Genomic DNA, 12,331 nt, shown 5'->3' on the forward strand with positions numbered 1-12,331 from the left:
GCAATGAGCGAACGCAAGGCACTGTTGATTCTGCATGGCAAACAAGCGCTCAACGAGGAGGTTCGTTCTGCCGTGGAGGGCAAGCGCCAACAGGGTTGGGAGCTAGCCGTTCGAGTGACCTGGGAGGCCGGCGACGCACAGCGGCTGGTGGATGAAGCGCTGGCGGCAGGCTACCTGCAGATCATCGCCGGCGGCGGTGATGGCACCTTGCGTGATATTGCCGAGGCCATGGCGGCGCATACGACGCAGGCCAGCCTGATACTGATGCCCTTGGGGACCGCCAATGATTTTGCTCGTGCCGCCGGCGTGCCTCTGGAGCCCGATCAGGCGCTGGATCTTCTTGACACTGCGCCGAGCGCCATTGATCTGGGAGAGGTCGGCGGGCAGGTGTTCCTGAATATGGCCACGGGCGGTTTTGGCAGTCAGGTCACTGCAAACACCTCGGAGGACTTGAAAAAAATCCTCGGGGGCGCGGCCTACCTGTTCACCGGCTTATCGCGATTCAGTGAATTGCACGCGGCCTATGGCGAGTTGCAGGGTCCTGATTTTCAGTGGAGTGGCGAGCTGTTGGCATTGGGCATCGGCAATGGCCGACAGGCCGGCGGCGGACACGTGTTGTGCCCGGAAGCGCTGGCGGACGATGGCCTGCTGGACATCAGTATTCTGCCTGCTCCGCAGGAAGTCGTCGGGACTTTGAAAAGCCTGCTGACCGATGGCTTCGGCATCGACAATATGTTTGTACGAGTCCGATTGCCCTGGGTCGAAATCAAGGTTGCGGAAGGCCTTTATATCAACCTCGATGGCGAGCCTCTGGAAGGCGACAACTTGCGTTTCTCGGCACGTCCGGCGGCACTGCGCGTACATTTGCCTGAAAACTCGCCGCTGCTGGGGTCATCGCAATTGATCAATCATCCAGGCTGATGATCTGCTCGCGAACGGCGAACAGCACCAGGCCCGCTACATCGTAGATCTGCAAGCGCTTCATGATCTGTGAGCGATGAGTTTCGACCGTCTTGATACTGAGACCCAGGCCGTTGGCGATCTCCCGGGTGGATTTTCCGCGAACGATCAGCCGAAGGATTTCCAGCTGACGCGCTGTCAGGTTGTGGGAGTCAGCAGGTTCCGGCTGGTGTTTCTGAGATCGGGTCAGCGCCTGGTTAATGACGGTGTGGGCGATGGCCGGGCTCAGGTAGCGTTCGTTGTTGCGCAAGGCTTCCAGGGCATGTTCGAGCTCGGTGGCCGTGGTGTCCTTGAGTAGGTAGCCATGCGCGCCGGATTCCAGTGCCTGCATGATGAGTGCAGGATCGGTGTGCATCGACAGGATTAGCACCTTGCTCTGCGGGCGTACTCGCTTGAGTCGCTGCAAGGCTTCAAGGCCGCTGGTTTCCTTCATGGAAATATCCAGCAGGACGATGTCCGGGGACAGCTTCTCGACCATATCGAGCAACTGCGAGCCATCATTGGCCTCACCGATTACCGCGTAGCCTGGAATATCCAGCACCAGAGCGCGCACGCCTGCCCTGATAAGCGAGTGGTCATCCACCAAAAGTAAGTTACAAGTCAATGCATAACCTTATTCGAACTGGCCCGTTCGAGCGCACGAGGCGCCCAGGGAAAGAGAGCTTCGATTTGAGTGCCTTTGCCCGGCTCGCTGGTAACGCTCAGTGTGCCGCCGAGCTGATCGATCCGTTCCGACATCCCCGCCATTCCGCGTTGCCCTTCACGACCCGGATCCGTAGAGGGTGCGAAACCCAGACCATCGTCGCTGATCGACAGCGCCAGTCCCTGAGGCAGACGTTGCAGGCGGACCAACAGATTTTTCGCGTCGGCATGGCGCAGTATATTGGTGACCGCTTCCTGGGTTATTCGAAAGGCGGCCAGCGCCATTTCTTCCGGTATACCGGTTAAGCGCTGATGGCATTCCAGGCTCCAGTGCACCGACGTGTTGGCCAGTGTCTTGAGTAAATGCGCGCGCAGGCTGGCTTCCAGCCCGAGACTGGTCAGCTGCCTGGGATTGAGAATGGCCGATACATCCCGAACTTTGGTGAGGGTTTCTTCCAGCGTGTCGCAGAGCACCGAACATTGGCCCTGAAGTTCTTTGGGCATTCGGCGCTTGAGCCAGTCACTTTGAAGTTTTGCCGCGGTCAGCAACTGGCCGATGTCGTCATGCAGTTCTCGACTGAGCCGGTGACGTTCGTTTTCTTGAACCTCCAACAGCCGGTCGGCCAACTCTTGAGGTTGAAACTTTATCGATTTGCGCGAAAGGCAATGCTCCACCCAGACGCAGGTCAGCGCCGCAACATTGAGCACCAGCAGGCTCAGCGGCAGGCGAGTGGACAGACTGTAAATCAGCAGGCTGCCAATCGCCGAGCAGGTACACAACATAAGCATGACGAGGCGCGCGTTTTTTCGGGAGGGTGGCCATAGGGTGATTGACTTGAGGCTGGCGTACATAGCGGATGGAGCCAATGGATGTTCGCTGCGGGAAGACCGGTCATTACGGATGACGGTCTCTGTCTGGAGTCAATGTGCCATTAATTGACGTCAACTAATGGGCGGCATAGTACCACTTAAGATACCGTTGGTCGCGTTTGGTATATAGGTCTGAAGGGTCAGGAAATACGAAGTTATGGACGGCGGTTCCATAATGGAAAAAGTTGTGCGGCCGGAATTGTTTATTGGGTTCGAGTTGTCGTTAACGGGTATGGAATATTCAATTGCGACATGACGTCGCTAACGTTAGAGAGGCAGTCACGGCAATAAAAAATCGGAGCGCGGCAGAGTGCTCCGATACATTCAGGCTTGCCGTCCTGAAAAGGAGACGAGTGCGAACGGTTTGGAATGAGCGGGTGGATGAAACTGACTGTGTCCGACCTGGCAAGCGAAGGCCTCGATCAGAGAGGTCTGTTCACTGTCATCGAGGCTGAGTTGGCCGGTGTTCTGATCGATAAGCTCGAGTTGCCAGGCGATTAACGTCAAGCAGTCTTTCAGCGCACCCAACGCCTGCTCGTGCAAGTCCACGTGATTCTGGGCGTGGCTCAGCAAGCCATGAATGTGCAACGAAAACTCAGAAACGGCTGCCAGAGCGAGCGCATCAGCCTTCTTGGCCAGTTTGAGCAGGGTGCTAAGCATGCAGTCGATGGCGTCCATGTCATTGCTGATCAGTTGCAAATGACTCAGGCATTCCTCGGTTTTGTCCAGGAGCGTCTCAGCTTCGACGAGAAACTCAGCGTGCTGCTGAGCCCATTCTTTACGATCGTTCGGCATGTTTAACTCCACAACGTCATGTCAAATGAGGGAATGTCGTGTGTGTCGACGAGGACGGTCAGACTACCGGCATTGCCGTGCCATCGTGAGATCGCGCTCCGGCCTGTCTGGCTGCAGGCTAGGGAACTCGATAGGGTGGATGGCCACTTACCTGCGATCGCACACAAAAGCCTGACTCCGTTCATGCAATGAGAATGGCGTCACATTAATGGCTATTGGATATTGCGAATATCAGGTTGCGCCTGATTGCTACTAGGGGAATCCCTTACACAGAGGAACCAACCGAACGAAACGAGGTCTCGCGGGAGGGGATGAAGCAGATGAAATCACGTGACCAGTAAAGCATGATGTTAATGTGACATCAATGTTCGATCGTGGCATTTTACAGGGGGGTCAAGGTCCGGCAAAAACAGCCGATAACCCCCTTTAGTGAATTCATCAGAACAAGCCCAGGAGTTATTGATGGCCGGCATTCTCGACACGGTAGACCAACGCACGCAACTGGTGGGTGAGAATCGCCTGGAAATCCTCATGTTCCGGCTGGCCGGACGGCAATTGTTCGCGATCAACGTCTTCAAAGTGCAGGAAGTGCTGCAACTGCCGAAGCTGACCCTGATGCCCCAGCGTCATCCGTTTGTCTGCGGTGTGGTTAATCTGCGTGGCCAGACCCTGCCAGTGATCGACCTGTCCCAGGCGATCGGCATGCGTCCGCTGGTGCCAAGCCCTACCAGCACGATCATCGTCACCGAGTACAACCGTTCGGTGCAGGCGTTCCTGGTCGGCGGCGTGGACCGCATCGTCAACATGAACTGGGAAGCCATTCTGCCGCCGCCGGCCAGCGCTGGTCGTCAACATTACTTGACCGCAATCAGCAAGGTCGACGACCAGTTGGTGGAAATCATCGACGTCGAAAAAGTCCTGGCGGAAATTGTCCCGTACAACGCGAAGGTATCGCGCGAAAAACTCGACGATCCGGTTCTGGAACGTGCCCGTGGCCGTGAAGTGCTGCTGGTGGACGACTCTAATGTGGCACTCTCGCAACTGCGTGACACCTTGGGTCAGCTGGGCGTGAAGATGCACATTGCCAGCGATGGCTTAAAGGCACTGAACATGCTCAAGGCCTGGGCCGATACCGGTGTGAACATGACCGACAAACTGCTGATGATCTTCACCGACGCGGAAATGCCGGAAATGGACGGCTATCGCCTGACGACGGAAATCCGCAACGACCCGCGTCTGCGTGGCCTTTACGTGGTGCTGCATACCTCGTTGTCCGGTAGCTTCAACGACTCGATGGTCAAGAAAGTCGGCTGCGACAACTTCCTCTCCAAATTCCAGCCGGACAAACTCGTCGATGTGGTGCGCGAGCGCCTGATGCTCGATGAAGTGCCGGCCTGACACCCCCCACAGAGGCTGGCCTGAAGTCAGCCTTTGATTCGGCGACCAAGCTCGTATAGGGTGGCTTTTTTTTGCCCACCAGGGAGCTGGCCATGCTGCGTCTGAGCGCGCTTTATCGTTATCCGTTGAAATCCGGCAAGGGCGAGGCCCTGCAGCAGGTCAGCCTCGACAAGCTGGGCCTGGACGGGGATCGACGATGGATGCTGGTGGACGAGGCCAGCGGCCGTTTCCTGACCCAGCGCGTAGTGGGGCAGATGAGTCAATTGTCGGCGCTGTGGAATGCCGTAGGTGGCTTGACCCTCAGTGCTCCGGGGCGCTCAGCGATCGATATTGCCTTGCCGGCCAGCGACGCTGAACTGCGGGGCGTGACGATCTTTAGAGACAGTTTGCGAGTGCCCGATGGCGGCGATGAGGCGGGTGCTTGGGTCAGTGAATTCATTGGTAAACCTACTCGCCTTGTACAAGTACCCCTTGATCGCGCGCGAACCACTCAGGCCGGTTACGGCAAGGACGACGATCAGGTGGCTTTCGCCGATGGCTTTCCGCTGTTGCTGATCGGACAGGCATCCCTTGAGGACTTGTCGCAAAAGGTCGGGCGTACGCTGGAAATGCTGCGCTTTCGGCCCAACCTGGTGATTGAGGGCAGCGAGGCGTATGCCGAAGATGGCTGGAAGCGCATCCGCATTGGCGATGTCGAGTTCCGCGTGGTCAAGTCGTGCTCACGCTGCATTTTGACCACCATCGACCCGCAAACCGGCGAGCGCAGTGAAGATCGCGAACCGCTGGCGACCCTGCAGAGATACCGCTCGCAGGAAGACGGCGCAATGTTCGGCCAGAACCTGGTCAATGACGGCAATGGCCCACTCGAAGTGGGCATGCCGGTTACGGTCCTGGAATAAACGACCCTGAATGATAAATGCCCGTGTCCAAGGACACGGGCATTTTTTTGTCGCTGTAAAAAAAACTAGGGGGTTTAGCCACGGTATTCGCACAGGTAAGCCGTGTCGACGGCCACTTTCAACTGGAACTTGCAGTTGGCGGGTACGTTGAACTGGCTGCCGGCGGCGAAGGTTTCCCAGTCGCTGCTGTCCGGCAGTTTGACGGTCAGGGCGCCGGTCACCACGTGCATGATTTCACGCTGACTGGTGCCGAATTCGTATTCGCCCGGTGCCATGACGCCGATGGTCGCAGGACCTTCAGCGGTGCCAAAGGCGATCGACTTGACGGTGCCGTCGAAGTACTCGTTGACTTTAAACATGGGCGATTCCTCGAAAAGGGCTAAAAAGGGCTGGCCAGTATGCACAAGGCCCTTGGCGCCGTCACCTCTCTAGACGGGGAGAACCAGTGGTAACAGACGCGCTGTATTGCGCGCGTCTTCCAGCGCCCGGTGTTGTTGCCCGGTAAACTGCATGCCCGCAAGTTGCAGAGCGCCATTGAGCCCCAGCGGGCGTTCCAGCCGACGAGCCTTGGCAAAGCGCTGCTTGAGGTTCATATGCGGCACTCGGCTCAGGGCGCTGTCGAGTTGCAGTTTCTGCCATTCCTGAAGCAGCTGTTTGCGATCGTAATCGCCCCAACTGGCCCAGCCTTCGAGGCCCGAGTGATGTTGACCGAGCCAGCGTTCGAACGACGCCCAGACCTCGCTCAGCGGCTCGGCGGCATCGATGTTGGCCTGGGTGATGTGGGTCAGTTCCCGGCAAAACGGCGTCAGCAACGGTCGACGCGTCGGGCGCACGAAGCACTGAAAGCTATCCAGTTCTCGACCTTTTCGGTCCACCAGGGTGGCACCGATTTCGATGATTTCCATTTCAGTTACTGGCCAACCACCTTCATCGGTGGTGGCTTCGAGATCAATGACCAGCCAGTGAGGCATCGCAGGGTTCCTGGTATCCGCGTCCTGATAGGGCTTGAGCGTAGCCAAAGCCAGCGGATCCGCCTAGCGGCTTATTCGACCTCCAACAAAATCTGACGATTTTTCACCTGATCACCGACCCTGACCTGCAAGCGTTTGAGCACGCCGTCGATGCCCGACTTGAGCGGATGTTCCATTTTCATGGCCTCCAGCACGACCAACAACTGGCCTTTAATGACCGGACTGCCCTCAGTGACCAGCACGTCGACGATCGCCCCGTCCATCGGAGCTTTAAGGGTGCCGGTGCTGACGCTGACCTGGCTGCTGACCAAGGCCTGGGTCCGATCCACCAGCCGTAAACTGCCGGGCCGGGTGAACAGCCAGAGTTGTCCGGCCTCAAGACGGTAGGCATGGCGTCGCCGGATACCGTTGATTTCCAGGCTGGCCCAGCGTCCATCGCACTGGATGATCGATAATTCAACGTTTTGCCCCGCGACTTGAATCCGATACGGTTCGCCCGGCTCAGCGTTCAATTCCACTGACCAATCCTGATCATCAAGGCCGATTCGATAGTGCAACGGCACGCTGGCGTTGTTGCGCCAACCGGCCAGTGGCGCGGGATAAACCTGCGCCGAGGCCTGATAGAACAACGCTGCGGCGATTGCCAGTTGTTCGGCGTCGGGTGCACGGGGATGCAGGCAAGCATGCTCGGTAAAATACGTCGGGATGAACCCGGTGCTGAACTCGCCACGGATGAACTGCGGGTGTTCGAGCAGACTGGCGAGCAAGCGCTGATTGCTTTGCACGCCGAGCAGCACGCTGTCCTGTACCGCCCGCAGCAACTTGCGCCGGGCTTCTTCGCGGGTGGCACCGTGGGCAATGATCTTGCCCAGCATCGGGTCATAGAACGGGCTGACGTTCTGGCCTTCGATCAGACCGTGGTCGATTCGTATGTCGTCCTGCAACGCTGGCTCCCACGCGGCAATGCGACCGGCTTGTGGCAGAAAACCGTGCGCCGGATCTTCGGCGTACAAACGGACTTCCATGGCATGCCCGTTGAGTTGTACGTGTTCCTGACGCAGCGGCAGCAGCAGCCCTTCAGCGACGCGTAACTGCCAGGCCACCAGATCGAGGCCGGTGATCAATTCAGTCACCGGGTGTTCCACCTGGAGTCGGGTGTTCATCTCCAGAAAGTAAAACTGCCCGCGCGCATCCAGCAGAAACTCGACGGTGCCAGCGCCGACGTAATTCACCGCGCGACCGGCCTTGAGCGCCGCTTCACCCATGGCTTGACGCAATTGGGCGGTCATCACCGGGCAGGGGGCTTCCTCGATGACTTTCTGGTGGCGGCGCTGGATCGAACAATCGCGCTCGCCGAGGTAGATCAGGTTGCCGTGCTGGTCGCCGAACAGTTGAACCTCGACGTGGCGCGGATCAACCAACGCCTGCTCAAGGATCAGCTCGTCACTGCCAAACCCGTGCAGCGCTTCGGAGCGGGCAGTGCGCAACTGTTCCAGCAAGTCATTGGCCTCGTGCACCAGGCGCATGCCCCGCCCGCCACCGCCGGCACTGGCCTTGATCATCAGCGGATAGCCAATCATTTCGGCTTCGCGGCTCAGGGTGGCGTCGTTTTGATCGGCGCCCTGATAGCCTTTGATGCACGGCACACCGGCTTTGATCATGGCGAGTTTCGACAATCGCTTGCTGCCCATCAGTTCGATGGCTTCGGGGCTGGGGCCGATGAAGGTGATGCCGGCATCCCGGCAGGCGAGGGCGAACCCGGCGTTTTCCGAGAGGAAACCGTAGCCGGGATGGATCGCGTCGGCACCGGTGCGCCGGGCAGCGTCGAGCATTGCCGGGATGCTCAGATAGGACTGCTGCGCCGGGGCCGGGCCGATGTTCACCGCTTCGTCGGCCATCTGCACATGCAGGGCATCGGCATCGGCATCGCTGAACACCGCGACCGTGCGATAGCCCAGGGCCTGGGCGGTGCGCTGGAGGCGGCAGGCGATTTCACCGCGGTTGGCGATCAGGATTTTGCTGAATCCGGGCATGGGGTTTTCCCTTTTGTTTTGCGGTAGACGTGATGGCCTCTTCGCGAGCAGGCTCGTTCCCACATTTGGAATGCAATCCCCTGTGGGAGCGAGCTTGCTCCGGGCGGCGTTCCGACGATGCTTTTAAGGCGCCCAGCCCGGTTTACGCTTTTGTACAAAAGCCATGGTCCCTTCAATACCTTCATCCCCGGTCACCGCCTCGCTGAACCACTCGGCCGCTTCATCCAGCAACGCATTCGACGGCTGCCCGGCACTCGCCAGCAACAGTTTTTTGGTCCGCGCATTGGCCTCCGGCGCGCAGCACAGCACATGGGCCAATACTTCATCGAGACGCTCGGCCAGGGCTTGCGCGTCATGCTCGACAAAATGCACCAGGCCGATCCGCTTGGCCTGGGTACCATCGAACCGCGCCGCTGTCAGCGCGAGGCGGCGAGCCTGGGTCAGGCCGATGCGCTGGACCACGAACGGCGCGATCTGCGCTGGCAGCAGACCAAGGCTGGTTTCCGGCAGACCGAATTGCGCCTGGTGATCGGCCAAGGCGACGTCGCTGACGCAGGCCAGACCAAAACCACCGCCGAGCACCGCGCCTTGCAGCACCGTAATCACCACTTGCGGCGCGTGCTGTACCTCTTGCAGCAGCGCACCGAACGCTCGATTCAAGTCGCGATAGGCGCTCGGCCCCTGAGCGCGTGCATTGGCCATGTCCTTGATGTCGCCCCCGGCGCAGAAATGCCCGCCGGCACCGCCGACTACCAGCGCGCGAATGGCGCGGTCGTCACGCACTGCGGCCAGCACGGCACGCAGTTCTGCGACCATCTCCAAGCTCATGGCGTTGCGGCATTGCGGGCGATTGAGGGTGATGTGCAGGACACCGTTATGCGGTTCCAGCAGCAACGTCTGGCAAACCGGCAGGGTGCTCATTTCTTTTTCCCCGGCAGGATACCCATGAGTTTGCAGATGATCCCCAGCATGATTTCGTCGGCACCGCCGCCGATCGACACCAGCCGCACATCGCGATAAGCGCGGGCCACCGGGTTGTCCCACATGAAGCCCATGCCGCCCCAGTATTGGAGGCAGCTGTCGCTGACTTCGCGGCCCAACCGTCCGGCCTTTAGTTTGGCCATGGACGCCAGACGGGTGACGTCCTGGCCTTTAATGTATTGCTCGGTGGCCTGATAGACCAGCGCCCTCAGGCATTCGATTTCGGTTTGCAGTTCGGCCAGTCGGAAGTGGATGACCTGGTTGTCGATCAGCGCATTGCCGAAGGTTTTGCGCTCCTTGCAGTACTCGATGGTGCTGTCGATGCAGTACTCCAGGCCCTTGATCATGTTCGCCGCGCCAAACAGCCGTTCCTCCTGGAACTGCAGCATCTGCATCATGAACCCCGCGCCTTCATGGCCGATGCGGTTGCGTTGCGGCACCCGCACGTTATCGAAAAACACCTGAGCGGTTTCCGAGCTGCGCATGCCGAGCTTGTCCAGGTGCGAGCTGAGACTGATGCCCGGCGTGTTCATCGGCACCATGATCAGCGACTTGTTGATGTGCGGTTTGTCGTCCGAGGTGTTGGCCAGCAGGCAGATGAAATCCGCGCTCGGCGAGTTGGTGATCCACATCTTGCTGCCGTTGATCACGTAGTCGTCGCCGTCCTTGCGGGCGGTGGTTTTTAAACCGGCCACGTCGGAACCGGCGCCCACTTCGGAAACACCGATGCAGCCGACCTGCTCGCCAGTGATGGCCGGGCGGAGAAACTCTTCGCGCAGTTCATCGGAGCCAAAACGCGCCAGCGCCGGGGTGCACATGTCGGTCTGCACGCCGATGGACATCGGAATCCCGCCGCAATGAATGGTGCCGAACGCTTCGGCAGCGACGATTGAGTAGCTGTAGTCCAGCCCCATGCCACCGAACTTTTCCGGTTTGGAAATTCCCAGCAGACCGAGGTCGCCGGCCTTGCGAAAGATCTCGTGGATCGGAAAGCGTCCAGCCTTTTCCCATTCCTCGACGTGTGGATTGATCTCGTGATCGACGAATTGGTGGACGGTGCGGCGCAGTGCTTCGTGTTCCTGGGTGAAGATCATTTTTATTGTTCTCCTGAATGATCGTTCCCACGCTCTGCGTGGGAATGCAGCCTTAGACGCTCTGCGTCATCAAAAACGGGCGACACCAAAACTGTTGGATTGCAGCGGCCGCACGTCGGCTTCATGGCAGATATCCAGCAAGTACCCAAGCAAGGTCCGAGTATCGCGAGGATCGATCAACCCGTCATCCCACAGGCTGGCACTGCCATACAGCGCGGTGGACTGGCTGTCGAGTTTCTGCGCGGTGACCTGTTCCAGCAGGTCGAGCATTTTCGGGTCGGGCACCAGGCCGTCCTTGGCCTGTTTGGCCTCGGTGACGATCCGCAGCACTTTACCGGCCTGGGCGCCGCCCATCACCGCCGTGCGGCTGTTGGGCCAGGCGAAGATGAAGCGCGGGTCGAGGCCGCGGCCACACATCGCATAGTTGCCGGCGCCGTAGGAGCCGCCGACGACGATGGTCAGTTTAGGCACACGGGCGTTGGCCACCGCTTGAATCATTTTCGCGCCGTGTTTGATCACGCCTTGCTGCTCCGACTCGGTGCCAACCATGAACCCGGTGGTGTTGTGGAAAAACAGCAGCGGCGTCTGGCTCTGGTCGCAGAGCTGAATGAACTGCGCCGCCTTGCTCGCACCCTTGGGGGTGATCGGCCCGTTGTTGCCGATAAACCCGCAGGCGCGGCCTTGAATCCGCAAATGGCCGCAGACAGTTTGCTGATCGAACTCGCCCTTGAATTCGAGAAAATTCGAGCCGTCGGCAATCCGCGCGATGATCTCGCGCGCGTCGTAAGGTTTTTTCGTGTCGTCAGGAATCAACCCGAGCACTTCGTCGATGGGGTAGAGCGGTTCTTCCCAGTGCCGCGCAGGCGTTAAAGGTAACCGGGCATTCCACGGCAGCAGGCTGACAATCTCGCGCACCTGCCGCACGCCATCGGCATCGCTCTCGGCAAGGTATTCAGCGGTGCCGGCGATTTGCGCGTGCATCTCGGCGCCGCCCAGTGCTTCATCGGTGGCGACTTCGCCGGTGGCAGCCTTGAGCAGCGGCGGGCCGGCAAGAAACAGCTTGGCCTTGCCACGCACCACCACGACGTAATCCGAGAGCCCTGGCTGATAAGCGCCGCCGGCCGTGGCCGAACCATGAACCACCGTGATTTGCGGCAACCCCATGGCTGACATCCGCGCCTGATTGGCAAAGCTGCGGGCACCTTCGACGAAAATCTCCGCCGCGTAATTGAGGTTCGCGCCGCCGCTTTCGGCCAGGGTAATGACCGGCAGTTTGTTCTCCATGGCGATCTGTTGCAGGCGCAGGGATTTTTTCAAACCACTGGGGGAAATGGTCCCGCCCTTGATCGCACTGTTGTTCGCCACCACCAGAACCCGAACGCCGGACACGTAACCGATCCCTGCGATCAATCCGCCGCCAGCCGAACTGCCGTCCTTGTCGTCATGCAGTTTATAGCCGGCCAGGCTGGCCAGTTCGAGGAACGGAGCGCCAGGGTCCAGCAGTAGATTCAGGCGTTCGCGGGGCAGCAATTGGCCGCGTTTGTCGAACCTGGGTTTGGCTTCGGCAGCCTTGTCCAACAGGTTCTGTTCGAGCTGGCGGACGTGCTCGATGCCGACCAGCATCGCCGCTCGGTTGAGCGCGAACTGCTCGCTGAGCGGGTCCACTAGCGACTGAATCACCGGCATGA

General features: G+C 59.4%; 12 protein-coding genes. 3 read left to right on the forward strand and 9 right to left on the reverse strand.

The annotated features are described in order from the left end of the window. Nucleotides 1–3: 3 nt before the first annotated feature. Nucleotides 4–921, forward strand: coding sequence for a lipid kinase YegS (gene yegS, locus ACYZTR_RS09115; protein WP_461978182.1), 918 nt, complete (start codon nucleotides 4–6; stop codon nucleotides 919–921). Here yegS and ACYZTR_RS09120 read toward each other — a convergent pair. The 3 genes from ACYZTR_RS09120 to ACYZTR_RS09130 all read right to left on the reverse strand — a co-directional run bounded on the left by ACYZTR_RS09120 (nucleotide 905) and on the right by ACYZTR_RS09130 (nucleotide 3,267). Then, nucleotides 905–1,564 (reverse strand): response regulator transcription factor, encoded by a 660-nt coding sequence (locus tag ACYZTR_RS09120; RefSeq protein ID WP_461978184.1) that lies wholly within the window; start codon nucleotides 1,562–1,564, stop codon nucleotides 905–907. The genes yegS and ACYZTR_RS09120 overlap by 17 nt on opposite strands. Then, nucleotides 1,561–2,454 (reverse strand): sensor histidine kinase, encoded by an 894-nt coding sequence (locus ACYZTR_RS09125; protein ID WP_461979632.1) that lies wholly within the window; start codon nucleotides 2,452–2,454, stop codon nucleotides 1,561–1,563. Before ACYZTR_RS09125 ends, ACYZTR_RS09120 begins: the two co-directional genes overlap by 4 nt. A 342-nt stretch (nucleotides 2,455–2,796) precedes the next feature. Beyond that, entirely contained in the window at nucleotides 2,797–3,267 is a 471-nt protein-coding gene (locus ACYZTR_RS09130; RefSeq protein WP_461978186.1) for a hypothetical protein, read from the reverse strand. 462 nt (nucleotides 3,268–3,729) lie between these two features. Here ACYZTR_RS09130 and ACYZTR_RS09135 point away from each other — a divergent pair, with 462 nt between their 5' ends. Together ACYZTR_RS09135 and ACYZTR_RS09140 are read left to right on the forward strand one after the other, a co-directional pair. After that, nucleotides 3,730–4,665: a chemotaxis protein CheV gene (locus ACYZTR_RS09135; protein WP_461978188.1), complete on the forward strand. Its 936-nt coding sequence runs from the start codon at nucleotides 3,730–3,732 to the stop codon at nucleotides 4,663–4,665. 92 nt (nucleotides 4,666–4,757) lie between these two features. After that, the gene (locus tag ACYZTR_RS09140; RefSeq protein ID WP_461978190.1) at nucleotides 4,758–5,564 is read left to right on the forward strand and encodes an MOSC domain-containing protein; all 807 of its coding nucleotides are present in this window, start codon (nucleotides 4,758–4,760) and stop codon (nucleotides 5,562–5,564) included. 74 nt (nucleotides 5,565–5,638) lie between these two features. Here ACYZTR_RS09140 and ppnP read toward each other — a convergent pair whose 3' ends face one another. The 6 genes from ppnP to atuC all read right to left on the reverse strand — a co-directional run bounded on the left by ppnP (nucleotide 5,639) and on the right by atuC (nucleotide 12,329). Next, entirely contained in the window at nucleotides 5,639–5,923 is a 285-nt protein-coding gene (ppnP, locus tag ACYZTR_RS09145; RefSeq protein ID WP_307332261.1) for a pyrimidine/purine nucleoside phosphorylase, read from the reverse strand. Between the two features lie 69 nt (nucleotides 5,924–5,992). Continuing rightward, nucleotides 5,993–6,535, reverse strand: a complete 543-nt coding sequence (locus tag ACYZTR_RS09150; protein WP_461978192.1) for a 3'-5' exonuclease — start codon at nucleotides 6,533–6,535, stop codon at nucleotides 5,993–5,995. A 71-nt stretch (nucleotides 6,536–6,606) separates the two neighbouring features. Beyond that, entirely contained in the window at nucleotides 6,607–8,568 is a 1,962-nt protein-coding gene (locus ACYZTR_RS09155) for an acetyl/propionyl/methylcrotonyl-CoA carboxylase subunit alpha (protein WP_461978194.1), read from the reverse strand. Between the two features lie 123 nt (nucleotides 8,569–8,691). Further along, nucleotides 8,692–9,489 (reverse strand): enoyl-CoA hydratase/isomerase family protein, encoded by a 798-nt coding sequence (locus ACYZTR_RS09160; protein WP_461978196.1) that lies wholly within the window; start codon nucleotides 9,487–9,489, stop codon nucleotides 8,692–8,694. After that, on the reverse strand, nucleotides 9,486–10,643 hold the full coding sequence (gene atuD, locus ACYZTR_RS09165; RefSeq protein WP_461978198.1) for a citronellyl-CoA dehydrogenase: 1,158 nt from the start codon (nucleotides 10,641–10,643) through the stop codon (nucleotides 9,486–9,488). Before atuD ends, ACYZTR_RS09160 begins: the two co-directional genes overlap by 4 nt. A gap of 69 nt (nucleotides 10,644–10,712) precedes the next feature. Further along, nucleotides 10,713–12,329, reverse strand: coding sequence for a geranyl-CoA carboxylase subunit beta (gene atuC / locus ACYZTR_RS09170; protein WP_461978200.1), 1,617 nt, complete (start codon nucleotides 12,327–12,329; stop codon nucleotides 10,713–10,715). Between the last annotated feature and the right edge of the window lie 2 nt (nucleotides 12,330–12,331).

The organism is Pseudomonas sp. Hz4, assembly GCF_054898165.1.

Bases quoted from the DNA above. Each gene is read 5' to 3' on its own strand.
- ACYZTR_RS09130 (WP_461978186.1), bottom strand. From the start codon at position 3,267: ATGCCGAACGATCGTAAAGAATGGGCTCAGCAGCACGCTGAGTTTCTC.
- ACYZTR_RS09135 (WP_461978188.1), top strand. From the start codon at position 3,730: ATGGCCGGCATTCTCGACACGGTAGACCAACGCACGCAACTGGTGGGT.
- ACYZTR_RS09155 (WP_461978194.1), bottom strand. From the start codon at position 8,568: ATGCCCGGATTCAGCAAAATCCTGATCGCCAACCGCGGTGAAATCGCC.
- ACYZTR_RS09160 (WP_461978196.1), bottom strand. From the start codon at position 9,489: ATGAGCACCCTGCCGGTTTGCCAGACGTTGCTGCTGGAACCGCATAAC.
- yegS (WP_461978182.1), top strand. From the start codon at position 4: ATGAGCGAACGCAAGGCACTGTTGATTCTGCATGGCAAACAAGCGCTC.
- ppnP (WP_307332261.1), bottom strand. From the start codon at position 5,923: ATGTTTAAAGTCAACGAGTACTTCGACGGCACCGTCAAGTCGATCGCC.
- atuC (WP_461978200.1), bottom strand. From the start codon at position 12,329: ATGCCGGTGATTCAGTCGCTAGTGGACCCGCTCAGCGAGCAGTTCGCG.
- ACYZTR_RS09125 (WP_461979632.1), bottom strand. From the start codon at position 2,454: ATGTACGCCAGCCTCAAGTCAATCACCCTATGGCCACCCTCCCGAAAA.
- atuD (WP_461978198.1), bottom strand. From the start codon at position 10,643: ATGATCTTCACCCAGGAACACGAAGCACTGCGCCGCACCGTCCACCAA.
- ACYZTR_RS09140 (WP_461978190.1), top strand. From the start codon at position 4,758: ATGCTGCGTCTGAGCGCGCTTTATCGTTATCCGTTGAAATCCGGCAAG.
- ACYZTR_RS09150 (WP_461978192.1), bottom strand. From the start codon at position 6,535: ATGCCTCACTGGCTGGTCATTGATCTCGAAGCCACCACCGATGAAGGT.